At 40.8% G+C, this 25861-nt stretch carries 25 protein-coding genes; 1 reads left to right on the forward strand and 24 read right to left on the reverse strand.

The window, feature by feature from the left end:
• Positions 1–41 precede the first annotated feature (41 nt).
• Positions 42–467 (reverse strand): RNA polymerase sigma factor, encoded by a 426-nt coding sequence (locus tag VSQ61_RS01670; RefSeq protein WP_016213427.1) that lies wholly within the window; start codon positions 465–467, stop codon positions 42–44.
• A gap of 586 nt (positions 468–1053) precedes the next feature.
• Entirely contained in the window at positions 1054–2379 is a 1326-nt protein-coding gene (locus VSQ61_RS01675; RefSeq protein ID WP_120391730.1) for an MATE family efflux transporter, read from the reverse strand.
• A gap of 90 nt (positions 2380–2469) precedes the next feature.
• Between VSQ61_RS01675 and VSQ61_RS01680 the strand changes: the two genes are divergently transcribed.
• Positions 2470–3939 (forward strand): aminotransferase-like domain-containing protein, encoded by a 1470-nt coding sequence (locus VSQ61_RS01680; protein WP_334342696.1) that lies wholly within the window; start codon positions 2470–2472, stop codon positions 3937–3939.
• Between the two features lie 52 nt (positions 3940–3991).
• Here the strand turns inward: VSQ61_RS01680 and VSQ61_RS01685 are convergent, their stop codons facing one another.
• The 22 genes from VSQ61_RS01685 to VSQ61_RS01790 all read right to left on the reverse strand — a co-directional run bounded on the left by VSQ61_RS01685 (position 3992) and on the right by VSQ61_RS01790 (position 25747).
• On the reverse strand, positions 3992–4363 hold the full coding sequence (locus tag VSQ61_RS01685; RefSeq protein ID WP_016213431.1) for a TnpV protein: 372 nt from the start codon (positions 4361–4363) through the stop codon (positions 3992–3994).
• A gap of 113 nt (positions 4364–4476) precedes the next feature.
• The gene (locus VSQ61_RS01690; protein ID WP_334342697.1) at positions 4477–4641 is read right to left on the reverse strand and encodes a hypothetical protein; all 165 of its coding nucleotides are present in this window, start codon (positions 4639–4641) and stop codon (positions 4477–4479) included.
• 137 nt (positions 4642–4778) lie between these two features.
• On the reverse strand, positions 4779–5225 hold the full coding sequence (locus tag VSQ61_RS01695; RefSeq protein WP_334342698.1) for a sigma factor-like helix-turn-helix DNA-binding protein: 447 nt from the start codon (positions 5223–5225) through the stop codon (positions 4779–4781).
• Positions 5226–5750: 525 nt separating this feature from the next.
• Positions 5751–8867, reverse strand: a complete 3117-nt coding sequence (locus VSQ61_RS01700) for a type I restriction endonuclease subunit R (protein ID WP_334342699.1) — start codon at positions 8865–8867, stop codon at positions 5751–5753.
• Between the two features lie 181 nt (positions 8868–9048).
• Positions 9049–9375 carry a hypothetical protein gene (locus VSQ61_RS01705; RefSeq protein WP_334342700.1) on the reverse strand — a complete coding sequence of 109 codons (327 nt, stop codon included), beginning with the start codon at positions 9373–9375 and terminating at the stop codon, positions 9049–9051.
• Positions 9372–9749 carry a hypothetical protein gene (locus VSQ61_RS01710; protein WP_334342701.1) on the reverse strand — a complete coding sequence of 126 codons (378 nt, stop codon included), beginning with the start codon at positions 9747–9749 and terminating at the stop codon, positions 9372–9374. The genes VSQ61_RS01705 and VSQ61_RS01710 overlap by 4 nt, the downstream gene beginning before the upstream one ends.
• Positions 9750–9817: 68 nt before the next feature.
• On the reverse strand, positions 9818–11023 hold the full coding sequence (locus VSQ61_RS01715) for a restriction endonuclease subunit S (RefSeq protein ID WP_334342702.1): 1206 nt from the start codon (positions 11021–11023) through the stop codon (positions 9818–9820).
• Positions 11013–12527 (reverse strand): type I restriction-modification system subunit M, encoded by a 1515-nt coding sequence (locus tag VSQ61_RS01720; protein ID WP_334342703.1) that lies wholly within the window; start codon positions 12525–12527, stop codon positions 11013–11015. The genes VSQ61_RS01715 and VSQ61_RS01720 overlap by 11 nt, the downstream gene beginning before the upstream one ends.
• Positions 12528–12596: 69 nt before the next feature.
• Positions 12597–15131 carry a DEAD/DEAH box helicase gene (locus VSQ61_RS01725; RefSeq protein WP_334342704.1) on the reverse strand — a complete coding sequence of 845 codons (2535 nt, stop codon included), beginning with the start codon at positions 15129–15131 and terminating at the stop codon, positions 12597–12599.
• Between the two features lie 241 nt (positions 15132–15372).
• Positions 15373–15648, reverse strand: a complete 276-nt coding sequence (locus tag VSQ61_RS01730) for a hypothetical protein (protein WP_334342705.1) — start codon at positions 15646–15648, stop codon at positions 15373–15375.
• A complete protein-coding gene (locus tag VSQ61_RS01735) occupies positions 15614–16615 on the reverse strand; it encodes a ParB N-terminal domain-containing protein (RefSeq protein ID WP_334342706.1) in 1002 nt (333 codons plus the stop codon). Before VSQ61_RS01735 ends, VSQ61_RS01730 begins: the two co-directional genes overlap by 35 nt.
• On the reverse strand, positions 16605–17390 hold the full coding sequence (locus tag VSQ61_RS01740) for a ParA family protein (protein WP_334342707.1): 786 nt from the start codon (positions 17388–17390) through the stop codon (positions 16605–16607). The genes VSQ61_RS01735 and VSQ61_RS01740 overlap by 11 nt, the downstream gene beginning before the upstream one ends.
• Positions 17391–17393: 3 nt before the next feature.
• Positions 17394–17636, reverse strand: a complete 243-nt coding sequence (locus VSQ61_RS01745; protein ID WP_160228517.1) for a SymE family type I addiction module toxin — start codon at positions 17634–17636, stop codon at positions 17394–17396.
• A 558-nt stretch (positions 17637–18194) separates the two neighbouring features.
• A complete protein-coding gene (locus VSQ61_RS01750) occupies positions 18195–18389 on the reverse strand; it encodes a cysteine-rich KTR domain-containing protein (RefSeq protein ID WP_334342708.1) in 195 nt (64 codons plus the stop codon).
• Positions 18390–18848 (reverse strand): MarR family winged helix-turn-helix transcriptional regulator, encoded by a 459-nt coding sequence (locus tag VSQ61_RS01755; RefSeq protein ID WP_334342709.1) that lies wholly within the window; start codon positions 18846–18848, stop codon positions 18390–18392.
• A 336-nt stretch (positions 18849–19184) separates the two neighbouring features.
• A complete protein-coding gene (locus VSQ61_RS01760) occupies positions 19185–20648 on the reverse strand; it encodes a family 1 glycosylhydrolase (protein WP_334342710.1) in 1464 nt (487 codons plus the stop codon).
• 3 nt (positions 20649–20651) lie between these two features.
• Positions 20652–22034: a PTS transporter subunit EIIC gene (locus VSQ61_RS01765; protein ID WP_334342711.1), complete on the reverse strand. Its 1383-nt coding sequence runs from the start codon at positions 22032–22034 to the stop codon at positions 20652–20654.
• Between the two features lie 96 nt (positions 22035–22130).
• Entirely contained in the window at positions 22131–23000 is an 870-nt protein-coding gene (locus tag VSQ61_RS01770; RefSeq protein WP_334342712.1) for a PRD domain-containing protein, read from the reverse strand.
• Positions 23001–23017: 17 nt separating this feature from the next.
• Positions 23018–23497 (reverse strand): PTS sugar transporter subunit IIA, encoded by a 480-nt coding sequence (locus VSQ61_RS01775; RefSeq protein WP_334342713.1) that lies wholly within the window; start codon positions 23495–23497, stop codon positions 23018–23020.
• Between the two features lie 218 nt (positions 23498–23715).
• Complete coding sequence (locus VSQ61_RS01780; RefSeq protein ID WP_334342714.1) at positions 23716–24300, reverse strand: LysE family transporter; 585 nt, start codon at positions 24298–24300, stop codon at positions 23716–23718.
• A 150-nt stretch (positions 24301–24450) separates the two neighbouring features.
• Entirely contained in the window at positions 24451–25353 is a 903-nt protein-coding gene (locus VSQ61_RS01785; RefSeq protein ID WP_334342715.1) for a LysR family transcriptional regulator, read from the reverse strand.
• Between the two features lie 169 nt (positions 25354–25522).
• The gene (locus VSQ61_RS01790; RefSeq protein ID WP_334342716.1) at positions 25523–25747 is read right to left on the reverse strand and encodes a hypothetical protein; all 225 of its coding nucleotides are present in this window, start codon (positions 25745–25747) and stop codon (positions 25523–25525) included.
• Positions 25748–25861: the final 114 nt, after the last annotated feature.

The raw sequence follows: 25861 nt of genomic DNA on the forward strand, positions 1-25861 counted from the left end.
CCCACCCAATAACCCGTCAAAAAGCTGTCTTTATTAGTTGGTTATAAAATCTTCCGCAACTTTTTCCGCAGATGGTCTAATCGTGCATAAATAGCCCCTGTTGTCAATCCAACAAGCGGTGCAATTTCCTTTGTGGAATAGCCCTGCATTTTCAGCAGGATGATTTGCAGGGTACGCCTGTCCACCGTAAGCAATGCCCGATACAGAGTTTCGTCCTCAATCTCATCCAGTAAATCAGCAACGGTCTTTACCTCGGCATTCCGCTCCCTGTCTGCCATTCCCTCAAGGTATTCGCCAAAGTCGCTTGTCCAATGGTAAAACCGCCTGTTGGAATTGAAGTCTGCCCTGTCGTCTGTGCGGATTTGTTCAATGGTGGTTTCATCAACTCCATGCTCCCGTAATATTTTTTCCTCGGCTTCTTTCCAGATAAGCCATTTCCTGTTCTCCCGTCCGTTGTTGTATGCCATTCTTTTTTCCTCCAATCTGAAATTTTTGAAAATGCTAAAAACCAGATTGGATAGGAGGCGAACGGCAGCCAACAGCAGAAACAGCCCTGCGGCACATTCCGATAAAAAACGACAAAAGAAAAACCGCAAAGGCTCGGTGACCTCTACGGTTATAGGAGATACATATTCTGTTAAGTGGAGATTATACTTCTGGTTGCATGGCAAGAAGTAGCGTTGCATGGGCAGGGATTTTTTTAACTGGCTTCCTGCTATTCCCCGATATGCTATGTACGGATAAATTCTGTGTTGCATGAGCAGATAGATTACCGCCCGAAAAAAGAACATAAAAAACCCTCCAAACTTCAAAAACAGGTCTGGAGAGTGTCTGTTAAGTTTTTTAGGGCATAGCAATACCGCCCACCACACGCCGTTTTTTTATATGGTGAACATCCATGCTATGAATGAAATGCAGGCAATAAGCAATAGCTATCCATCTTCTTTTTATCCTCAACACAAATTTGTTTTTTTGCAGATAGCTGTTGCTTAAATTGCCACATTAATTTTTTATCCATTGATTCAAGTTTGGTAAAATTCTTTATGTATATTTTTATTGTTTTTCTTTTTTGCTGACATGATAAAAATAAATTGCGCGGATTAATAGCCCTCCAAACCAGCCGATTGGAGCGGCTATCCAAATTCCATTATAACCAAGCTTTGTGCCAGACAAAATAATAGCGACAGGCACTTGAAGACAGCACAGGGAACATATGGAAGCAATCATCGGCACAAATGATTTTCCATACCCCAAAAGCAATCCGTTTAATACCTGCATGGCTGCAAAGATAATATAAAAAGCAGGCACAATCTTCAGATAGCTGTTGCCAATATCTAAAACAGACGTATCCCTATTGAATATTGATATAAATACAGACGGAAACAATACAATGACAACAGAAATACACGCTGATACTGCAATCCCCATAACCAATGCGTATTTCCCGCCTTTCAATACCCTGTCTTTCCTTTTTGCCCCTAAATTCTGGGCAGTAAAATTAGTCATAGCCTGCCCTAAGTTCAAGGCGGGCATTTCTGCAAAAGCATCTACCTTAGATGCGGCAGTATATGCCGCCATGCAATCCGTGCCAAACCCATTAATCAGAAACTGCAATGACATAAATCCCACACTCACAAATACTTGCTGTATCATGGCGGGCGTACCTATCTTCAAGCTCTTTTTTAATTCTGCCTTGTCAAACTGTAAATGCAATACATTAATAAACAAGCTGCGATAATGTATTTTCATATATACCATACAAACGATAAATGACAAAAGCTGCGATAACACAGTCGCAAATGCCGCCCCTGCCACACCCATTCCGAATGCCTTAATGAACAATATATCAAGCACAATATTCAGAAGCGCTGCCACTATCAGAATATATGTAGGTGTTTTTGAATCCCCCATCCCGCGAAGAATATTTGTAAGCGCGTTATATGCAAACGTGGGGATAACGCCGATAAACATAATTTTAAGATATATGTCAGCCGCTTCAAGCAAAGCGGACGGCACTCGGAAGACAAGCAGAATCTGATAGGAAAAACATATGCCCAAAGCAGCAATTATCAAACTGAGGCAAAAGCAGAAAGCAAATCCCGTATCCATAACTTTTTTCGCAGATTCCATGTCCTTACTGCCAAAATAACGTGAAACCAATATGCTTGCCCCCATTGAAATGCCCATAGAAAGGGCAATCAGCAGATAGTGTATCTGAAAACTGAACCCTACCGCCGCCAGACATTCTTTCCCCAAAAAATTACCTACAATAACCGTATCCGCAAGATTATATAGTTGCTGGAATAGATTGCCGACCAAAATTGGCAGTGAAAATAAAAATATTGTCTTTAACTCATGTTCTCTCGTTAAATCCTTCATTTCGTAACCTCTTTCCTACTAAAATAAAATTTATTCCTTTTTGTTGCATGGTATTGTTTGCACACAATACATACAATATAGATTATATTCTTGACTTTGTATGTTTTCAATGCTAATATTGTATGTAAGACAATTTTGAGCAGGGAGGGAAAAAGCTTGCCAGTTAATTCTTTTGAAAATTACCCAATGCCATGGATACCCGATAAAGAAAAATTAAAATCACCAATTTATATATCTATTGCGGAACTTTTGGAACAGGATATCCAAAGCGGCAAACTGGCTGGAAATACAAAACTGCCGCCCCAAAGGGAATTAGCAGACTTTCTTGATTTGAACCTAAGCACAATAACCCGTGCATTCAAGATTTGTGAAAATAAGGGGCTAATCTATGCCAATATAGGGCAAGGCACATTTGTATCCCCAAATGCCGCCATCCCTTTTTTACATAAGGCAAATAACGGGTGCGTAGAACTGGGCATAATCAGACCTTTTTACCAGTATAATAAGATTGTCGCTGATATTGCGCAAAAAACCATACAACGCAATACTTCCCAGTATCTTTTTGAATTTGACAGCATATCGGAATCTTACAAGCACAAACAGACCGCCATAAAATGGCTGAAATCTTTCCATATAGAAACAGAGCCTGAAAACATCATGCTGACGGCAGGAACTCAAAATGCCCTGACGATTGTATTTTTGGCTCTTTTCCACTCTGGAGATAAAATCCTAACTGATTCTTACACTTATTCCAATTTTATCGGCTTAGCCAGACAGTTAAATGTCCAGTTGATATCAGTAGCCGCAGATGAGGATGGAATGATACCCGACCTAGTGGAAAAGCAGTGCAGGATAATGGATATAAAAGGAATCTTCCTAATGCCGTCCTGCAATAATCCGACAGGAACTGTCATGTCAATGGAACGAAAAAGGAAAATTGCCAGCCTCATACAGCAATACCATCTGATTTTAATGGAAGATGACGCTTATGGATTTATTGCAAATGATACAGGAGAACCGATTCAGACATTGATACCAGATAATACCATTTACCTGCACAGCCTGTCAAAATCACTTTCAGCAGGCTTAAGATGCGCATATATGGTTATCCCTGATTGCTTAAGACAAACCTTTCTTGAAACGGCTAATAATGTAAATTTGAAAATACCGCTGCTTAACGCAGAAATTATAAGCGAATTAATTGCAAGCGGCAATGCAGGCAGAATCATAGGGCAGAAAAAAAGACAGGCAAAAGAACGGAACAGGATATATAAAAAATACTTTCCAGACAGCATCTGCCCGAATGAATACAGCTTCTTCCAATGGCTGCCCCTGCCTGCCCATTATAACGGTTATCAGTTGGAAATGCAGGCAACAGACAATGGCATTCATATCTTCTGTTCTGACCGTTTTACCGTTGGCAAAGCTGAATCCACAGCTATAAGAATTGCAACCTGTTCCCCTGATTCCTTACAACAATTGGAAACAGGACTGAAAACCCTAAAACATTTGCTGGATAAGAATCAGCAATATATTTCACAAGCTAATTTCATAATATAGTTACTCCATTTGAAAGGCGGCAAAGAATTATATTCCCTGCCGCCAATTCTGATTATATAAAAATAATTTCTCCGTTCACAATTTCCCTCGCACAAGCCCTTATATTATTTATTTTGCCTGTCCACTCTATGGCATTTTCTTCCTTTAGCCGTTCCGTTATGTCCTGTGCCTGTTTCATGCTCTCTATAAGCCTTTCAAAGCGTTCCTGCGCCTGCCTGTCAATGACGGCTAGATAGGAGTTCAGTCTGCCACTTGTGAGAAGATTGGTGTATGTAACCTTGTGGTACTGTTTCAGATAATCCTGATGCCGCTGTCCCCATGTGCCTATCGGCTGTTCTTCTTCGTTGGGTAATATTAAATCTGGAATAAGATACCCATTTTCTTCGTGATATGTGCCGCCTAACTGTTCAAATATTGACTTCATATGCAAAAACTCCTTTTCTGTATGGTTTGGTTTCTGCGGGGCATCTGCAAGCAATGTGTCAGCAGGCTGTATGTATATACTATCTTTAAGTTAAGTAATCCCCTTCTTACGCATCACCACTTCCATCCTTTCTTTGCTTTCCGCCTTCCGGCCACTGCCGCCGTACCGGCTTCATACGCCTGCATATCCTTCTCGATCTGCATCAGCTTCACTGCCAGGCTCTTAGCCACAATGCTGATCGCCTGCAGGATACCGATAAGCTCCGCCGCATTCTGCATAAATGCCATCCTCCTTTCCGGGACAGTAAACCTATCCCCTTCACTGTCGTAATGACACTTTTCCGAAATGTGACGATGAAAATTAAAAAGTTTTTTAAAAACCGTTCGACAAACACCGATTATCTTGTCAAACACTGTCACTTTCTTATCTGAAATCCCTTATCACTGAAAAAACGACGCAGTTTCTCCAACACCCTCTGCTTTCTGGAAGAAACCGTTGTCCTGCTCTCACCCTTTAACCTTGCAAATTCGCTGACCTGCATTTCTTCCCCGAACACTTTCTCCGCCAGATCCCTTTCCTCCGGCATCAGACCGGACAGAGCCTCTTCCAATACATACAGCAGAGCTTTCTTCTCCATCAGTTCCTCCATGCTCTCCGCAAAAAGCTCCGTCCTCATATCGTTCTCTTTCCATTCCTCATAGGATTCTTCCGTATACCCCTTTTCCTCCATTGCCGCCCTATTCCTCTGCTCCCTCTTTTTCTCCTGCCACCATGGGCGATAATACTTCCTATATTCCTCTTCTGTAACCTCCATCCACACTTCTTCCTTTCCGGACCGGATCTTGATTTTCCGTTTTGACATACGGCTTTCCTTTCTTTACCCTGCGGTAAAGCCAGGAAAATCCTGCTGCCATTTCCTTAAACACTAAAAAAGACCGCAAAAAGCCGGAGTTCAGCTTTTTGCAGTCTTCAAAAAATTTCTCTCCACACGGGGAACGCCCCGGCGGACGTATGAATTGGTTCTTACTTATGCTGTAGTATCCATAACAAAAATTTAGGAACGCAATGCTATTTTCTTCATTGGCGATTATTCGTATGCTCATCAGCCTTTTTCCGGATGATGAAAGCAAAGGGTCAGGCATCGTCTCTCCTTCCTGGCAGCACCGCTCGTATTCATGACTTTTCATGTACTAATGCAATCTGCCCTGGGCCTGTCTGTTACGATGCAATCCCACTTTCCATAATCTACCATGTATATAAAGTATTCCCCGAAAAACATTTCATAGTCACAAACATAAAATAACGCAAAGAAAAACAGCCAGAATAGCCTGACTGTTCCTCCCTGACATTCCTATATATCTTTCTCAAATTAATAACCCTCTACAAGTCACTGTTTGGGGTTCACATCATATGGCACTGAATCCTCCGCCACCATCGAAAGCTCCGTTCTTGCCTGGAAATCATAGACTGTGACTTTCGGCTTTATATTGCTGCTCATCAACTCTGCCTGTTTAATTACAATATCAACCGCTCCCTTGGCTTTCTCCGGAGGATACTTATACTTTCTTAAAAGATGTTTTACCTGCGTTCTCATATAAGCACGGGCAGATTCCTTTTTATCCCAGTCAACCGTCCTGCTCCTGCGGATTAATTCTGTCAATTCTTGTGCCATTTCCACCAAAACTTTATCCTGCATCTTTCTAAGGACTTCGGGATCTGCCACCAGCGCATCATAAAAAGCCAGTTCCTCTGTTGACAACCCTTTTTCATTCCCGGCATGATAAGCCTCTGTCATTTCTTTTGACAGATTCAATAATTCCTCAATCACCTCCGCACTTGTAATCAACCTATTATTGTACATCTTTAATAATTTCTGCATCTTCTCCGAAAAAAGCTGTGATTTCACAACCCCGGTCCTTGCAAATACACGGATGTTATCCTCCAGCAGTTTCCGCAGCATCTCCGCAGCAATATTCTTGTGCTTCATCCTGCGGATTTTCTCCATGTATTCCTCCGATAAAATTGAAATCTCCGGATTCTTTTTCCCTGCCTCCGCAAAGATATTGTAAACGCCATCCTGCTCAATCGCCTGCTCCAACAATTTCATAATCCTTGCGTTTATCTCATTTGTTGTAATCCCCATCCTCCCGGCAGTCTTACAGATTCCTGCTTTTACACATTTAAAAAATTCGATTTCCTGCTTTATTCTGACATCAAGCATACTCCGGCAGAGTGTTTCTGCCTGGCTAAGTGCTGTAGCTTCACGGATAAAACTTTTCTGTTCATCTTCTTCCATTCCAAGGGCAAAATTGACTCCGTTTGCTATCGCTGCAAGGCGCACAGAATCGTCTTGTCCAAAAAAATCAGAATAATCAAATCCATAGAACATATCCCGCATGATTTCCAGCTTCTCCAATGCTATGGATAATGCCTGCCCTAAATCTGGAATCTTATCTTGGTCACGTTTGGTATACTGGCTTAACGCGCTCTTCAACTCTGCCGCCATACCTATGTAGTCAACAATCAGCCCTGCTTCTTTATCTTTATACACACGGTTGACACGGGCGATTGCCTGCATCAGAGTATGCCCTTTCATCGGCTTGTCAATATACATAGTCGCCATGGAAGGAACATCAAAGCCCGTCAGCCACATATCCACCACGATTGCTATTTTAAACTCATTGGCATCATCTTTAAATTCCAGCATCAATCCATCCCGATACGCTTTATTTCCAATAATATCATGCCAATCTTCATCATCCTGATTGCTGGAAGTCAGAACCACCTTTACCTTCTGTTTCCATTCCGGCCGCTTTTCCAGAATAATCCGATAGAGATTAATTGCAATACGCCGGCTCATACATACAATCATTGCCTTCCCCGTAAGCACATACTGCCGGTCCTCATAGTGGGCAATAATATCATCTGCCAGGAGGTTCAGCCTTTCCTTGGAACCTATGATTGCTTCAATGGTAGACAAATCTGACTTTGATTTTTCAATCGCTGTCTCTGATGCCTCGTCTGCCATTTTTTCATATTCCGCATCTATCTTTTTCAGCAGTTCCTCATTCAGCTTGATCTTCGCAGTCCGGTTTTCATAATAAATCGGCACGGTTGCCCCGTCCTCTACCGCCTGCGTCATATCATAAATATCAATATATTCCCCGAAAACTTCCACTGTTGACCTGTCATCAAAATCAATGGGTGTCCCGGTAAATCCGATAAATGTGGCGTTCGGCAGGGAATCCCTCATATACTTTGCCATACCATATTTCCACTCGCCTGTTTCTCTGTCCAGCTTCCCCTCCAAGCCATATTGAGAGCGATGCGCCTCATCTGCCATAAATATGATATTGCTCCGCTCACTCAATATTTCACTGCTTTCCTCAAATTTCTGAATCGTAGTAAAAATAATGCCGCCAGCCTTTACCCTTAGCAGTTCTTTCAAATTCTCCCGGCTCTTTGCCTGCTTCGGTGTCTGCCGTAGCAACAGCTTGGAACTGGAACAAAACGTATCAAAAAGCTGATTATCCAAATCATTTCTGTCCGTCAACACTACAATTGTAGGATTATTAAACTCCGGATTGCTGACAATGCATCCCGTATAGAAAACCATTGACAGACTCTTCCCGCTGCCCTGCGTATGCCATACCACACCAACTTTTCTGCTGTGTTCCTCCAGGGCATTCCTTGTACGCTCCACCGCTTTTCTCACCGCAAAATACTGATGGTATCCGGCAATGATTTTGATTGTCCTGCCCTTGCTATTCTGAAAAACAATAAAATTCCGTATCAGGTCTAAAAGCCTTGCCTTCGGAAATACGCCATTCAAAAGAACCGAAAAATAATTAAGCCCTCCCTCTTCCGGTTTTTCTCCATTTTCAGATTTCCACACCATATACCGGGTAAAATCGGATGTAATAGTTCCCATGCGGGTATCCAGGCCGTCACTGATTACATTAAAAGCATTGTAGTAAAACAAAGATGGTATGTCCATTTGGTAGTTTTTGACCTGCTTATATGCGTTTTCAATCGTAGCATCTTCGTTGGTGATATTTTTCAGTTCAAACAACACCAAAGGAATACCATTCACAAACACCAGTACATCCGGCCGCTTATTTTTATACCCAATCACAGTATATTGATTGACAACATGAAATTCATTTTTCTCCGGATTTTCAAAATCAATCAGCTTTACCGTATAAGTACGTAACTCCCCACGCATACGATAATTAACCGGGACACCTTCAACCAGATACTTATGAAAAGAAGCATTCATATCTTCCAATTTCAATAAACCAAAATCCTTTATCGTTCTGTAAGTTTCTGCAATAATTCCTTCATCGATTCCAGGATTAATCCCATGGATAGCTTCTCCAAAATAATCTTTTAGAATGACTTCATGATAATCTCTGTCAATATCAGGACCATATAAACTATTATATCCTTTTTGATGAAGCTCTGAAATAATCACTTGTTCCAGAGTATTTTCACATATTGTCATTTCATTTGTTTCCTTCTCTCTTGTAATCTAGTCTTTCATTATATGAACCCATATCAATAAAATTAAGTATTGGTCGTTTAACTTATTGCTCCAATAGTTTTAGTATCAAACCATTAACTTTCATAAATTCATCATTTCTACTTTCTCAATAATCCGATATAAAAAGCATCCCGTAATACTATTAGTACTGCAAAATTAGTTGCGCTAAGTTAAGAAGTTCTTGTTTGATTTGATCCACACGCTGCATAAAAGATACTCCATATTGGGATGATAGTTGTCCTATTGTTATTTTGGTTGTTAAAATAGCATTATACCCAATATGATTATACGAGATATCAAGTATTTGGTTAGCATAATCCATCCATATATTAAATTCTTGCATAGACACATCACTACTTTGATATGTTTGGGGATACAAGTATTTTCTTTGAGAATATAAACCAGGTGCAGCATTAATCACTTTAATCAATGCGTCAATCACAATTTGTTTACTTTGATAATTTATCATTGACTGCCACCCCCATCTATTTTCTCTGAATTTTGAGTTTGTATATCATCTCTTAAATTATTTATCTGATTCTGCCTAAATGTATTCTCGGCATTTTCAAACTGCTTTCTTGTATCTTCTATCCCCTTTCTACGAAATTTCCATCCCTTTGCTTCTACATCATAAAATGGCAATATAAGCAACACTATCCAGATAAGAAATAAAATATTATTCCCATCAAATTGTTCAAAAAATTTCATTGCAATACATTTATCCCAATTAATCACAATATAGCCTGAAAGAATCATTAGTAACAAAATATACAATATTTCGTAAATACGAAGTTTTACCCAATTTGTAAATCGTATGAATATATTTTTCATTATGACAATCATCTTTCCTCTAAAATTTTCTTATTCCTAGAATAAATATCACCAACATATGAAAACAATAATTTAGCAACTTAGAACTGAATACTGGAAATATCAATCTCGCCAGACATTAGTTTAGGTAGCAGAACATCGCGCATATCAGCCAAATAGGTATTTTCTCGTTGATTAGCAGCAATAAGCGCAAACATAGATTTCAACGTCTCGGTTAAACTCATAGACGAATCATCTTTTGGACAAGGTATTTCACATACGCCTAAGTCAGATGGTTTTATCGACGGAAAAGTAGAAGTACTTTGTTCTGCTATTTGTTCCATTTTCTCGATGAACTCGTTTTCGGTTAAGCACAAATAGATGAGTTCATTACAGACTAAAGGGTTCTTGCTCCGTATTACTGCAAAACCGGTTGAAGCAAGCATATTAGGCAGAGGCTCGCTTATGATACCAAAATGTCTTTGGTTGGGTCGTACAGTTGAAAACACTATGTCATTTGGAGCTAATTTCCGTCTTGCACGACTCGGTAACTTCTCGGAAGAAGTAGTAATGTATTGGATTTCTGCTATACAACCATTAGTTATACTGCTTGTATCAAGATAGTTAACATATTTCCACGCCTCCTTTGGAGAATATGTTTCAGGATTAATTGAAGCAATGTCTGAAAGGGATGACAGTTCATAGTCACCAGCGCTTTCGGATATCCAGTCTTTTGTGATTGCTCGTGTTTGAGCATACAAATTATCATTTATACGATTGTTTAGTTTTATTTTCCTATCAAATGAATACAGAATATCCCCAATTTTCTCCTGCCCTTCATAAGTCGGTAATTGAATGGGCAATCGAGATAGTATGTCGTTATTTAAACTGGCTCTAGTAGTCATAGAAACCATACTATTTATATTTGCTCTAAAATAAGGAGATCTCATATAGTAAGCAGCATATAATGGATATACTTGTTTTCCCTTCGGCCTAAGCCTTTTAGTAAAACCATTAAAAGTCGCTTCTGGATAATCTCTTAATGCCACACAACTCATACCTAATTCATCAAGAGTCTCACTTGTCCTAGTTAAGAAAATATCCCCTTTTAGTATGGAGCATCGTTCTTGTTCAGCTATATTTGAATTCACTAAATCTGGCAATTCTTCTGGTAAAATATAATTGTTAAAAACAGTTTTAAATGAAAGAAATGGTTTCCCAAATCCAAACTCTTTTGAATTTTTAGATAAACCAGAAGAAAAATTATATAAATCTCCTAACAAATACTCTCTCCATTCAGATTTCATATCCTATTGCTCCCAGTTTATTCTTTATTTCTTCTTGAAGTTCATTAGACTCTTTGAACATCTGTGATAATTCAGAAGTAAGTCTTTGCATTTTATCTTCAAATGGTTCTCCATCATCTTCCTCCTGTTCTATTCCAACATATCTTCCTGGAGTTAAGATATAATCTTGCTCCCTTATATCATCTAATGACGCATCTTTACAGAATCCCTGAATATCCTCATATTCTTTTCCCTGTCTCCAATTCTGGTATGTATCCGCAATCTTTCTAATATCATCCTCCGATAATTCCCGAACCTTCCTATCTATCATATGCCCCAATTTTCTTGCATCTATGAAAAGCACTTTATTTTGGGATTGCTCTGTTTTTCCTTTCCGCAAAATCCAAAGGGATACCGGAATTCCCGTAGAATAAAACAACTGGCCTGGCATTGCCACAATACACTCAACAACATCACCTATAATCATATTTTTTCTAATAATTCCCTCATTTGATGTATTAGAGCTTAAAGAACCATTTGCTAATACCGTTCCACATACTCCACCCACTGGACTCAGATGGTGAATCATATGCTGCAACCATGCAAAATTTGCATTACCTACTGGTGGAACCCCATATTTCCACCGGATATCATCCTGTAACCTTTCCCCGCCCCAATCTGATACATTAAACGGCGGATTAGCCAAAATATAATTTGCCTTTAAAGTCTTATGCTGGTCATCGTGGAATGAATCTGCATTATGCTTTCCAAGATTTGCCTCTAATTGACGGATTGCCAGATTCATCTTTGCCAGTTTCCATGTTGTCGGGTTACTCTCCTGTCCAAAAATAGAAATATCTCTGACATTCCCCTGATGCTCTCTCACAAATCGGGCTGACTGGCAAAACATACCCCCGCTCCCACACGCTGGATCAAAAATCTGTCCTTCAAAAGGCTCAATCATCTCCACCAAAGTTCTTACAATACAAGATGGCGTATAAAATTCTCCCCCTAGCTTGCCTTCCGCACTCGCAAACTTACTCAAAAAATATTCATACACACGCCCCAAAACATCTCTTTCCTGTGCTGCTGTTGAACCAACCTCTATATTAGTAAACAAAGTTACTAATTCACCCAAGCGTGTTTTATCAAGTTCTGCTCTTGAATAATTCTTTGTCAAAACGCCTTTTAATGAGTTATTTTCATTTTCAATCGTTTCCATTGCGTGGTCAATTACACTGCCTATATCCGCACTGGTAGCATGTTTTTGGATTTCTGACCATCTTGCCTCCTTTGGAACCCAGAAAATATTATCCGCCAAATACTCATCTCTGTCTTCTTCATCACCATATCCTTCTTCCAACAAAACTTGATACTTTTCCTCAAAAGAATCTGATACATATTTCAAAAATATAAGCCCTAAGACCACATGCTTATATTCTGCCGCATCCATATTAGAGCGTAACTTATCGGCTGCCTGCCATAACTTTTCTTCAAATCCAACATTAGTAGCTCCCACTGCCATATTTACCTCCATGTTTTGGGGAAATTCAAAATTGATCTCATAAACGTCTTCTCAAATACCATTTGCAACTTACTTGCTTTTATGAAAATAGCTTTCCGAATATGTCTCAACTAAATCAGACATATTTAATCTATGCAAATCCAAAAAATGTTGTAAGGTCGAAGCAGAAATTTCTGTCAATTCATATGGCTTCAGTTCCTTAATAAATCTTTTAATATTGTCTTTTAGTAATTTCAATTTACCACGTCGTATCACTCTTACTTCATGTGTAAAATCTGCACAATAAGATAAGTTTTTAGTCGGAATAATCAAAAACCGATTTACATTTGCCTCCGCTCCGTATTGTTCTTCAAACCAAGCACAATGATTATTCATTTGCCCTGCCTCATGTTTGCTTATCTCTGTACGGGTATCCTCTACCTCACTTTTGCATTCAAAGAAGCTATATTGATTATTTGCTCCACACCATAAATTGTCTGGACCTTTTCTAATTTCTTTATCAGGACGCTGACTTATATACCCCAATAATTCTCCAATTATTTTTAAGGCATCTTCAAATTTTTCCGCTTCCATTCCGAAAGAAAAATTGTCCAATATCACATCAACTGCAAGCACTAATTCATTATAATTTTCATATTTCTCCAAAAAAGTACGTATTCGCTTTAATCTATTTTCATGTATGTATGAAACTTTTGTATAGGTGATTCCTGTTTTGGGCTTTAATAATTGAGTGTTGCATTTAAAAGCCGCTTTTTGCAATTGAATAGACTTTTCTTTATATACAAGATAATTATACCTAGCAAGTTGTTGCAAATACCATCCCCTCTCTAATTCGTCCTTTTGTAAATTATCAATAAATTTTTGCATATCTGCAATAGCCTTTTCATATTCCTCATTACAATACAATTTTTCAATACGTGATTCTTCTAACAGGCGTTCATACATTGTAGTATTTTCAACTTTGTTTTCAATAGAATCCATTTCAACCGTATAATATTCTTTCCATCCTTCATCACGACTTAACATTTGCTTAATCAATGAAATGACCTGTTTAATCGGTGCCTCATCAGAATCCTGTTCATCTTGAGCCATTTTTGCAATCTCTAGCCCAATATCTATCTGCTTTTGAGTTTGAACAGAAAAAAATTTATTTGTGGTCACACTGCGCATAAACTTAACTATATCTGAACCTATAACCAAAATAGCACAATAATCTTTTTCACCACGAACGCCTCGTCCCATTCCCTGTTCAATCTTTTGCGCTATACGTTTATTAATAATTTCACTGTTAGGTCTGCACTTTTCTTCATATTTATCAGAAAGACTATTAAAGAACGGCATAGAATCTATAATTAATATACGACAACTTTCATCTGGTAAATCAATGCCATCATAACGATTATTTATAACAACAATATGACCAAATTCCTTCCTTTTCAGCTTTTCTATAATAGAAAAAATATTTTCTCTGTCTACACATATTGCCCCCAGATTTTTATAATGATTGGCACGTTTTGTATTTGGCACTAAAGCTACCATGCCAAATTTCTTGTTATCCATTTTGCTAAATTTAGTAACAACTAAATCTCGGTCGCATTCATCATCAATAAGAGAAGGCAATATAATCATCTTTTCGCCAGACCATTTTTGCTCACTATTAACCAATGGAAATTTTACGGCATCAGTACTGAATGAAAGTCCCTTAACAAAGAAAGCATCATCCTGTGTGGTTGCAGACATAAGAATCCTATGATTTGCTTTCGAAAAAGATCCAAATACATCCGCATTAGGATTGTACGGAGATATTTCAATTACGCTTCCAGAAATATAGCAACAATACTCTTTTATTTTGTCTCTCATAAGCGGCCATACATATTGAATACAGTTTTCACTGGAAAATTCAGATAGTATTCTTAATATTTCTAATCTCTTATCCATCCAACTCCAATATGGTACAGGCATAAAAGTTTCATAATCTCCAGATTGAATGTCCATAAAACTTCCTTCGCCCTGCTCAATCAAATCATCATTAAATAAAGATATTAGTTTTTGATAAAGTGATTCATTATCTTTTTTGGTAATAGTAATTGTAAACGCCTCTTTTATCACGTCTGCACAGGCATGGGAATCATCTAAAATAATTGTTCCTGTATGAATGTAATTATTATCAATGCCAAAGACAGATTTTCCATTAAATATTTTATGTGCATGTGTAATTAGTATCTTTTCCCCAGCTAAAAACTCATCTGGAATTTGTTTGTCAGTTCCGATAGTACAACAAGGAATCCCAAACTTTTCAGCTTCGGCACATACTTGCGACACCAAATAAATGTTCGGACAAACATACAAACAAGGGCCTCCTTTGGAATTAATCACAGATTGTAATATCAATAATCCAATTAATGTCTTTCCTTCTCCTGTATGTAATTTGATTATCAAATCTTTGTCTTTGCGATGTTTCTGATACCATTCATTAAGAATATATTCTTGCGCCGGACGCAAGGGACCCGCCACACTCTTCCTATCTAATGTCTTATATAATTCCTGTGGTTCAGTTTTTCTATTAATTTTCCCTGATGACAATTTTCTTTTGAAATCTACCATTTTCATTCGTCTCCTACTTTATACTATCATTGTGTCACTAAATCTCTATTGATATCTACGTTAAAGATGTATATATTTATTATAGCTTAAAAAGAAGCATATGCAAGTTCATTTTTATGTTGAAAATCATAATACTACCAAATAAACATAAACAAGATATAGAGTTTTTCTATCAAATCACCCTATATCTTGCATTGTTTTCATCTTCTATTGGTAAGCAATATACTACTTCGGATATCCGTCAAAAGTTTCTTCTCCCATTCATCTGGAACATATCATGCCCCTTGATACTCTTCACCGCTTGTCGCAGATTCCTGGCTCTGCCATGCTGATGATACGGATGGGATGCCTTATGTTTATGGAAGATAATACACTCCCCCTTACCCGGATGCTCCAGGTTATGGATATACCAGATATGCCCAGTATTCTTAGACTGAATCGTCACATCATAATTCTCCGCCAGGATAATGTTAAAATAGGACTTATCCAGCTTCTCGATCTCTTCCGTCCGGAACATCAGCCTCCCCTCCCTTCTCGAACCATGCCGCCAGCGCCTCCTCCACAATCCCTGCCACTTCCGCAGATTTCACACCAGAAAAATACTTCTCATACACATCCACCGACAGCCTGATGCTCTTCCCGGCAACACTCTTTTTCCCTTTCCCACTGTTCAGTGTTTCCAGCACTTTCTTTTCCGTCACATTCCCGGCCATATCCCGGATACACTTTGCAGTCTTCACATCCAGTTTTATCTTCCCTTGCTCCGCAAGCCCGGACACCGTTTTCTGCTCCTTATCGGACAGATAAGATAAATCCACCGCCGCCACCAATGGGAGCGTCCCGTCATCCAGCCGTTCCCTCAAGGGTTCTTCCAACTGCTGGACTCTCATATACCTGGCAATGTTCCTCCCGGTCATCCCATACTCTTCTCCGATGGCATCCCGGCTCTTCAACTTGTGGACATCATGTCCACAAGTCTCCGGCATGTCCGAACCGTTCAGCCTTGCAATTTCTTCAAGGATATCATTCCGTTTCCCCTGATTGCTGACCTTCTCATACCGCTCCGCCAGCACCGCCGCCTTCTCGGACGGCAGAAGCTCCGCAAATCCCCTCTGTATCACGTTGGTCTCTATCACATACACATAGGCTTCCTCTTCCGTCAGATCTGTTTTCACAATAGCCGGAATCTCCGTCAGCCCGGCAAGCTTCCCCGCCATCTGCCGGTTATGTCCGGCAAGCATTTCATAATTGTCTCCAACCTTCCACACAATCACCGGATTCAGAATCCCATGCTCCCTGATACTCTCCACCATATCATCCAGACGCTCCCCCTCATACAGCCGGAAAGGATGCTTCCGGAACAGGCGGATACTGTCAATGGGCAGCATCCTTATCCCGTTCTCCGGGGCGGATACCTCTTCCGCCCCGGACAGCAGATCCACTGCGTCATTGAAAATCTTTCTCTTTGTCCCGTTAGCCTTCATATGAAATCAACTCCTTTGCAAACTTCCTGTAAGCCACTCCCGCGCTTGCCTTCGGGCTGTACTGCACCACCGGCAGGCTGTAATAAATGCTCTCCCCCACTTTCACCGTATTCGGAATTTTGGTGTCAAACACCCGTATCTGCTCCTGGAAGCTCTCCATCACTTCCTCCGTCAATACTTTACACAGTTTCGTCCTGGACTCACACATGGTCATCAGAATGCCCGCAATGCCCAGCTTCGGATTGATACGCTTCCTGATCTTCACCACCGTCCGTAGAAAATCCTGCATCCCCATCATAGCCAGAAGCTGGGGATTCACCGTGATAATGACCTCATCGGCAGCCGCCAGAGCATTTATTGTAAGAGTCCCTAAGGACGGGCATGTGTCCAGCAGAATATAATCATACTTCTCCCGCAGCGGTTCCAGTATCCCTGACAGCATCTTCTCCGCTCCCATTTCCAGCCTCAACTTGGCATCCACCACCGACAGATAGATGGAAGATGGGATGTAATCCACCCCGTCTTTCGTTCGTATGTACTTCTTCGGGGACGGCATCTTCTCATCCTCAATCTGCGCCATCATCAGATGCCCGATAGTATCATCCAAAACCCCCGTATCCTCCACGCCGAAGCATGTTGTCAAATTTGCCTGGCTGTCAAAATCAACAGCCAGAACCCTCTTCCCCATCTTCCGCAGGCAGTACGCCAGATTGAACGTAGTTGTTGTCTTCGCCGTACCCCCTTTTTGCGAACCGATCATATAAATCTTTCCCATATATCAAAACCTCACTTTCCTCTCTGCCACCATGCTTAACTGCATTTCCTCAAACGCATCAATATAATCCGCTGACTCCCTCGGAACAATGACCAGCTTCCCTTCCTCACACCGGACTGTCAGGAGCGTCCCTGCCCCAAAGCCCAGTTCTTCCAGCCAAAGCCCCTTTAATGTGATTGTCGGCGTCGGCTTATAATTATGCCCGCTCTGCTCATATACTTTAAATTTTCTGACATCCTTCTTCATCTGTTCCCTATCCTTTCACCGGTCCGCAGACCGTATCTGCCACTGATCCTATGTTACTGAACTTCCTTTTGGGATTTTACAGGAACCGCTCCCAGGCGCACCGGCCTGTGCCTTTCCCTGTAAAAAAGAAATATTTGTTTCCGAACGAAACGATAAGCTAATCTATAAAAATATCACAACAATATGGGCGCTGTAAGTTCCCCGGCTTTCCGTAGCTAAATCCCATTTATACCCATGGTACAGAAACACAGGTTTAACCCTCCCATGGCGCCCGGTTCACATTAAACCCGGCCGAAACCTGTCAACTATCATTACAACGCCCCCGTTGCAACCCGTCAGCATTTATAAGGACTTCGGACCTTCAAATCCATCATCATCGGATGGTATGGTTGCTTTAATCGCTATCAGACTTTCATACTGCTGGCCAGCAATATATGTACGGCTCCCAGACGGAGACCAGAAATGCGGTGATTCCGTTTGCCCTTTTAAGGGCAAAAAAATAAGGGGACAAGTTAGTGCAACCCCTTGATTTTATTGGGTTCTTCTAACTTGTCCCTATTATAACACGGGCATCTGCGTCTTTGCGTCCGGCTCTTTGATAATTGATATTTTCAACTGTTCCACATTGATTAAAGTTTCCTGCCTGCACTTCGGACAAAACAAAGGGAAACGGGAAAGCATGATATCTTCCCGGATTCTTATCCGTGTCTTATTTTTGCATACCGGACATAATACCCACTCTTGATTTTCCAATCAAATCCCCTCCTGCTGTCTTGATTCCTGCTCAAATGAAGCTTCCAGGCATTTTACAAAATCCCCCAAAACATCAATAAAATCCGCAGAATACTTTTCAAGTATTTTTTCCATTGCCCTATCCTCCGCACGGTATACGGTGTCTAATATCTGATTTGCATAATTCTTCCCAGTTTCCGTAAGGCATATCTGCATCTCACGCCGTTTTCCGGGAATGAGGGTCAATGTCAGATAGCCGGCAGTTTCACACTTTTTAGTAACCGTATTCAGCGTAGTGCGTGGAAATCCCCATTCCTCGCAAATCTGTTTCTGCGAATGCGCTTTTCCGTCATTAAGGGCATACATAAGCCATAATTCCGATGACTGCCTGCCGATCTTCGGCGTATTGGCAATATAGATTTTTTCAAAATTACTGATTGCAATCGCAAGCCTCCGAACAGCCTCTCGTGTCTCGCTCATTGTCTTCCTCCAAATTAATAATTCGATTTCGGATTATATTATAATACGAATTCGAAATATTGTCAATATAGGAATGAAAAATGTTTGTATCTAGCAGATTTGCAAATACCAGCAAAGGGGGCTGTCGGGAAATAAGACAGAAGACTTTTCTGATACCCAGTGTCCGGCTGTTTGTGTACAGACTGTCTGCTCTGTACGGATATTGCTTTTTAATGTCCGTACAGAGCAGACAGAATGTACACAAACCGTCCGAACACAGGGTATAGAAATGGCTGATGTCTTATTTCCCGACAGCCCCCTTGTTGGAGTTTAAAAATCAAAAAGCATTTCTGCAGATTATTCTAAATCCTCCCCATTACTTTCTATAACCTTTTTATACCAATAAAAAGAATCCTTTCTCATCCGTTCCAGCGTTCCGGTTCCATCATCCTGCTTATCAACATAAATAAAGCCATATCGTTTTTTCATTTCCCCCGTACTTGCAGAGACCAAATCAATACAGCCCCATGCAGTGTATCCAATCAGATTAACACCGTTTTGAACAGCTTTCCCCATTGCTTTGATATGTTCTCTGCAATAATCAATCCGATAGGAATCATGAATGCTGCCGTCCTCTTCCAAAGCATCAACGGCACCTAACCCATTCTCCACGACCATCATCGGAAGCTCATACCGGTCATACATAAGCTCTAAATAATACTGCAAACCGTCCGGATCTAACGCCCAGCCCCAATCCGAATATGTTAGATATTGATTGCGTACCCCAGAAGACATGTTTCCGGAAACAATATCATCATTCTGATGTGTCGTAACCGCCTGCGACATATAATACGAAAATGTATACATGTCAACCGTTCCCTTTTGCAAAGCTTCCATATCTTCTTTTGTAATATCAGGATTAACATGGTGCTCATCCCATAACCGTTTCGTATAGGTTGGATACTTTCCTTTACACTGTACGTCTCCGCAATAGAAAATTCCTTTTTCCCATTTTGAATGATGAAACAGAATGTCTTTGGGATCACAGGTGCCCGGATAGTAGGTAATGCCGCAAATCATACATCCAATCTTATTTTCCGGATCAATTTCATGACCTGCCTTTACAGCTTTTGCGCTTGCCACAAATTTGTAATGGAGGTGCTGATAAGCCTCCTGGTACACTTCATCGGGGGCATCCTCTGGCAGAAGATTGATGGTATTATTGATTTCATTAAAAGTAAGCCAGTATTTGACCAGGCCTTTATACTCCATAAAAAGAGTACGGGCATATTTTACATACAGATCAATGTATCTTCTGTCCGTCCAGTCGCCATATTTTTCTTCCAGGGCAAGGGGCGTATCAAAATGCCAGATGGACACCAATGGCTCTATACCGTTTTTCTTAAGCTCCAAAAACACATTGCGGTAGAAGTCCAATCCGGCCTGATTCGGTTTATCCTCTTCGCCTGTAGGATAAATTCTTGACCAGGAAACGGATAACCGGAACATTTTAAAGCCCATTTCCTTGAGCAAAGCGATATCTTCCTTATAATGATGATAAAAGTCAATGCCCTCATGACTTGGATAAAACTCATCCTCAAAAACTGCGTAATGCGCCCCTTCCGGCAGCCTAAATCCTCTGATGGGCGCTTTTTGCCTGTTCCCGTCCCGATCCACATAAGTTACCATGCGTGGCGAATGAACCGTTCCGCCTGTCGTCACATCCATACGTGTCATTCCACGTCCGTCTGCATCCCATGCTCCCTCACACTGAACCGCCGCCGTAGCGCCGCCCCAAAAAAAATTTTCACAAAACTTCATCCTTTACCCCTCAGCCTCATCTTTATACAAAATGTAAGTTACAACAAAGGTCACGGCAAATCCTATCACACATGACAAAACGGCAAATACCACATTGCTGACACCCTGCGCTCCCATATACCCCGGGAAAGAAAACAGCCCGGACGTTGTTCCGAATGAATATGCATTTACATGAAAGAATCCTGCAAACAGACCGCCCACAAAGCTTCCTGCAACCACGCCAATCATCGGTTTTTTATAACGCAGATTCACACCGAACATTGCAGGCTCCGTTACACCGGCCAGAACAGCAGTCGTTGTACAGGATAATGCAAGCTCTCTTAATTTTTTATCTTTTGTTTTAACAGCAACTGCAGCCGTTGCCGCACCCTGATTAATATTAGATGCTAATGTGCAAATTGCATTCGGCATATATCCAAGAGTTGTATATGCCTGCAAGCCGTAAGGAATCAGCGCCGTATGCATTCCGGTTAATACCAGGAATGGGAAAATGGCTGTTAATATGGCGATTCCAATCGGACCTAAAACATCATTAATCCACTGAATTGCAACCGCTAAATAGGTTCCTAAAAATGATCCGATGGGAGCAGTCACAAAGAACATGACTGGTATCATAATTAAAATTGTTAATAGAGGGACCGCAAAAGAACGCAGCAGCTCCGGAATATACTTTTTTAACAATTTTTCAACCTTTGCCATAATATAAACCGTTACGATAATGGGAAAAATCGTACTTGTATAGGTTGCCGGATATACGGTGATTCCAAATAAGACCGCAGGCGTTCCCTCCGCAACAAGATTAACGAACGTCGGATGAATCAGCATTGCGCCCAGCAGCATACCTAATGCCGGATTAGCTTCGAACTTTTTGGCTGATGACATACCCGCAAAAACCGGCAGGAAGTAAAATCCCGCATCGGATGCAAAAGTTAAAAACTGGTATGTAGATGATTCCACACCTAATAAACCTGTCTGAGACAGAATAATCAGTAAAACTTTTGTCATACCTACGCCAATGAACATTGGCAATAAGGGAATCATACATCCTGCAATGCTTTCAAACAATAAGCCGATTCCCAATTTTTTCTTGGGCGAATCTTCTGCGTCACTGACTTCACCCTTCTTGGCAAATCCCTCTCTGTCGCAGATCATTTTATATACATCACCAACAGACTGTCCGATAATAATCTGAAACTGTTCGCCGGACCACTGGCTGCCAACTACGCCTTCCAACTTTTCGATTTCTTCAACCTTTACCTTGCTTTTGTCTTTCACATTAAAGCGCAGCCTGGTAACACAGTGCGTAAAACCTACGATATTGCCTTTATCTCCTACGAGCCCCACAACTGAATTCACTAAATTATCATATTTCGATTTTTTAGCCATAATCGCTTCCTCTTTTCCTTTTTATAGATTACAAGTAACAAATTTTTGCATGCTTTTGACAGAAAAAACCCCTGCAAAAATGCACAAAGCCCTTTTCTATGGGTTTTCATTTTCCGCAGGGGTGATGCTCTTTCGATAACAATCCTCTCGTGCGCAGAGCCTGTTGATATGAAGAATCAGATATAACAGCTCTTCCTCATTTAAATCACATGCCAGCTCATTGCCTAAATATTCTTTAATTTTCAATGCACACTGATAGGTCTTCGGGTATTCATCCCTTATGGCCTCAAAAAGCTTCCAATTCTCGCTTGAAACAGGCGCTCCTTTTTCCTCCCTCTTCAGCATATATTGAATATGGCTGACAAATCTGGAAAAGTTAAAGGTATCCTTATCAATATAGATATCAAATGCTTTGCTGATAATCTCACGGATGTCATGAATCACGCCGTCCACATATCCCTGAGACTTTTCATTTTCTGCCACGGCCCCCGCATTCACCAGATGCAGGGCGATATTTCCGGCCTCCTCTTTCGGAAGCCTTACCTTCAGCTCCCGATTGATAATCTTCACCGCTTCCCGGCCCATCTCATATTCTTTCTCATAAAAATGGGGAATGTCGTACTTTAACAGGGTATCAATTTTAATATTGCGGTTCAACCGTTCAACTGCAAAATGAATATGATCCGCCAGCGTAAATATCAAATTGGAACTAATGCTGCCGTCCATCCTCATTCTGAAAGTATCCACAATCTTCGTGGATACCTCCAGAATCTCTTCCGGAAGCACATTTAACAGTTCATAATACATGCTGTTGATATCATAATAGGTTCTCTGAACTACACTCAGATCTTTCAGCTCATAAGGTACTGCAGGAAATCCAATCCCCGTCCCAATGGCAACAAGCTCACTGTTGTTATCATCCAGGCATATTGCTGCGTTGTTATTGATCTTTTTTATTACTTTCATCTGTCCTTTACTTTTCTCTAAGCTTTCTCACATATCATAACCCTGTCTCTGGTTCCTGCGACTGCCGAAACAGCTTCAATTACGATGTGATAGTCCGAACTGTTCGTAATTACCATAGGAGTTACGGTAACAACGTTATTCTCTTTCATGTAGCTCAAATCCACTTCAATCACAGGTGTTCCGGCCTTTACTTTTTTCCCCTCTTCGGCCAGCTTCTTAAACCCGTTTCCCTCAAGCTCCACCGTGTCCAATCCTATATGAATCAACAGCTCCGCCCCGTTCTCCAGGGTCATGCCAAAGGCATGGAGCGTAGGGAAAATCGTTGTAATCCGGCCGTCACATGGCGTGCAGACCAAGCCCTCCTCCAGTTCAAATGCAACTCCGTCACCCATCATTTTTGATGCAAATACTTGATCCGGCACCTGTGATAATTCAATCATTCTTCCTGTCACCGGCGCAAATAATTCTACTTCCTTTTTCTTCGTAAAAATACCCAAAGCCTGTTTTACCCTCCTTTTGAAAGGATGATAAAATAAAAAACTCCTTAGATTATCACCCTTAGCATAAAAATACTCGCAACATTGCTTTCTTTACACATGCATCGCTGGTGAAGCCTCTAAAGAGTAACTCTCATCGAATACAGCTATATCTTAACAGTAACAGGAAAGGCTGTCAAGATAAAAATTGTCATATTCCTCATCATATCGGCAGATATTTATTTCAATATACCATATACACATTCCAATAAAGCAGCCCCAAGAAGAATATTAATCACACGATAATACCGCATATACACCCTCCGGATCGCCAGCCCCACACCAATCCATGCCGAAGTGGCAATCGTCCCAATGGTTGCTATCACAAGCTCAAAAAAGATCAGCACAGGCAGGGAGGTACTGTAATTCGTTATATATCCGGTCAATGCCGTAATCCCAAACAGATAAATCTTCACATTCACAAATTGCAGCACAAAGCCTTTCCAAAACGAAGCCGAGCCCTCCCGATCTTCCCCATCCGGACGCCCAAATGCAATATGAACCGCCAGCCAGAGGATATACCCGGCTCCCACATATTTCATCACGCCAAGCCCTCTTGGCAGCAGCGTGCTCACTCCAAAAACAAACACCCCGCAAATCAGCTGCACGACATAATATCCGGAAAAAATACCGCAAAACAGGGGTGCTCCCTTTTTCCACCCATAATTGGTGACCGTATTCAGAGCCAGAATATTCCCCGGTCCCGGTGTAAACGCATTGATAATGGAATAAACAAAAAAATTACCTATCACATAGCCTGGCATAGCTATGCCTCCTTTCGCCAATGTAATTACCTTAAACTCGAAAAGCCTGCGAAAGCTCCTCTCGCCTGTAATTATACTGCGAAATGCCATGTAACAGGTAATACGCATCTCTTATGCTTTATCATAGGCTGAGCCTATGCTTCAATTGCTTCAATTATTTTGATACTGTTTCAACGCTTCTATATAGATTTCCCCCAGCCGAGACAGCTCTCTGTCTTTGTTCAGGATATATCCAATCCGCATGATTTCATCCCCGTCTAAGGGAACGGAAATAATTGAATCCCCATGAAGATATCGTGGGAATATACCGCTTGAAATCGTGTAGCCGTCCAGTCCAATCATAAAGTTCACAATAGCGGCACGGTCACTGATCTTAATGCTCTTTTCCACAATCTCATTGCTGAAAAGCTCCTCTGCAAAATTGGAGGATTCATACGCTCCCTGTACAAAATTCAACCTCGGATACGGCTCCAAATCCTTAAGCCCAATCCTCTCCCGGCTTGCCAGGGGATGTCCTTTGCGCAAAAACACATGAGGTGACGCCGTAAACAGCTCATAAAATTTCAGATTATAATCTTCAAAAAGCTTTGACAGCACATTTTCATTCCCTCTGCTCAGATAGAGAACCCCAAGATCACTGAAACGGTTCCTGACGTCCATAATAATCTGATAAGTCCGGGTCTCATTCAAAATAAACTCATATCTTTCCTGTCCAAACTGCTTGACCAGCTCCACAAAAGCATTTGCGGCAAATGTATAATGCTGGGCAGATACACAGAATCTCTGCTTTTCCGGCCGGTTGTCTATATACCGGGCTTCCAAAAGTTCCATCTGCTGCACCACCTGCCGGGCATATCCCAGAAACTCCATGCCCTCCGCCGTCAGCGCCACACCGGACCGGCAGCGGTTAAATATGACAATCCCCGCTTCACTCTCCACCTCTTTGACGGCCCCGGAAAGGCTTGGCTGTGAAAGAAACAATTCTTTTGCCGCCTCTGTGATGGAACCCTTTTCCGCTACGGTTATCATATATTTTAACTGCTGTAATGTCATATTTGCCTTCTTCTCTTCTTTTTGTACATGTTCAAAATAAATTCATTGGTCCACTCTACCTGCATTCTAATGCCATTAAGAACGATAAAGTGATGAATGTGTACCCAATCATTAATCTCTTACTGCATTTTTGCATTTAATTGCTAAAGAAATCAGTAAAAAAACAATCTTAAAGTCTATCATCTTCACGCATCTCCCTCATATATTCATCTACGTTTTTTCCCCGTTCGCTTGGTATAACAAAACTGTCCCAATCTACCGGAGCTTTTGAGACTTTCTTTTGCGGATAATTTAATAAGGTAACAACAACCTCGGCTCCATCATATTCCCTTATATCATCATCTTTTATAATAACCATATTTCCTTGTATAACTCCTTTTACTGCTGGTAACATGATCACAACCTCCTATCGCTATTTGTAACCTTTAACTGAATCTGCTTTCTTTGGTACTTTATTATATTCTATCGCTTAATAATCTTTTAACATTTGTATGGCCCTTTTATTATA

Origin of the sequence: Candidatus Merdisoma sp. JLR.KK006 (assembly GCF_036941035.1) — a bacterium.
In the GTDB taxonomy this organism is placed as follows: domain Bacteria; phylum Bacillota; class Clostridia; order Lachnospirales; family Lachnospiraceae; genus Laedolimicola.

Bases quoted from the DNA above. Each gene is read 5' to 3' on its own strand.
- VSQ61_RS01705 (WP_334342700.1), bottom strand. From the start codon at position 9,375: ATGATAAATTATCAAAGTAAACAAATTGTGATTGACGCATTGATTAAA.
- VSQ61_RS01735 (WP_334342706.1), bottom strand. From the start codon at position 16,615: ATGAAGGCTAACGGGACAAAGAGAAAGATTTTCAATGACGCAGTGGAT.
- VSQ61_RS01765 (WP_334342711.1), bottom strand. From the start codon at position 22,034: ATGGCTAAAAAATCGAAATATGATAATTTAGTGAATTCAGTTGTGGGG.
- VSQ61_RS01740 (WP_334342707.1), bottom strand. From the start codon at position 17,390: ATGGGAAAGATTTATATGATCGGTTCGCAAAAAGGGGGTACGGCGAAG.
- VSQ61_RS01780 (WP_334342714.1), bottom strand. From the start codon at position 24,300: ATGCCAGGCTATGTGATAGGTAATTTTTTTGTTTATTCCATTATCAAT.
- VSQ61_RS01690 (WP_334342697.1), bottom strand. From the start codon at position 4,641: ATGCAGAATGCGGCGGAGCTTATCGGTATCCTGCAGGCGATCAGCATT.
- VSQ61_RS01700 (WP_334342699.1), bottom strand. From the start codon at position 8,867: ATGACAATATGTGAAAATACTCTGGAACAAGTGATTATTTCAGAGCTT.
- VSQ61_RS01790 (WP_334342716.1), bottom strand. From the start codon at position 25,747: ATGTTACCAGCAGTAAAAGGAGTTATACAAGGAAATATGGTTATTATA.
- VSQ61_RS01785 (WP_334342715.1), bottom strand. From the start codon at position 25,353: ATGACATTACAGCAGTTAAAATATATGATAACCGTAGCGGAAAAGGGT.
- VSQ61_RS01710 (WP_334342701.1), bottom strand. From the start codon at position 9,749: ATGATTGTCATAATGAAAAATATATTCATACGATTTACAAATTGGGTA.
- VSQ61_RS01670 (WP_016213427.1), bottom strand. From the start codon at position 467: ATGGCATACAACAACGGACGGGAGAACAGGAAATGGCTTATCTGGAAA.
- VSQ61_RS01760 (WP_334342710.1), bottom strand. From the start codon at position 20,648: ATGAAGTTTTGTGAAAATTTTTTTTGGGGCGGCGCTACGGCGGCGGTT.
- VSQ61_RS01770 (WP_334342712.1), bottom strand. From the start codon at position 23,000: ATGAAAGTAATAAAAAAGATCAATAACAACGCAGCAATATGCCTGGAT.
- VSQ61_RS01695 (WP_334342698.1), bottom strand. From the start codon at position 5,225: ATGTCAAAACGGAAAATCAAGATCCGGTCCGGAAAGGAAGAAGTGTGG.
- VSQ61_RS01720 (WP_334342703.1), bottom strand. From the start codon at position 12,527: ATGGCAGTGGGAGCTACTAATGTTGGATTTGAAGAAAAGTTATGGCAG.
- VSQ61_RS01725 (WP_334342704.1), bottom strand. From the start codon at position 15,131: ATGGTAGATTTCAAAAGAAAATTGTCATCAGGGAAAATTAATAGAAAA.
- VSQ61_RS01745 (WP_160228517.1), bottom strand. From the start codon at position 17,636: ATGAAGAAGGATGTCAGAAAATTTAAAGTATATGAGCAGAGCGGGCAT.
- VSQ61_RS01715 (WP_334342702.1), bottom strand. From the start codon at position 11,023: ATGAAATCTGAATGGAGAGAGTATTTGTTAGGAGATTTATATAATTTT.
- VSQ61_RS01755 (WP_334342709.1), bottom strand. From the start codon at position 18,848: ATGAGCGAGACACGAGAGGCTGTTCGGAGGCTTGCGATTGCAATCAGT.
- VSQ61_RS01675 (WP_120391730.1), bottom strand. From the start codon at position 2,379: ATGAAGGATTTAACGAGAGAACATGAGTTAAAGACAATATTTTTATTT.
- VSQ61_RS01730 (WP_334342705.1), bottom strand. From the start codon at position 15,648: ATGTTCCGGACGGAAGAGATCGAGAAGCTGGATAAGTCCTATTTTAAC.
- VSQ61_RS01685 (WP_016213431.1), bottom strand. From the start codon at position 4,363: ATGAAGTCAATATTTGAACAGTTAGGCGGCACATATCACGAAGAAAAT.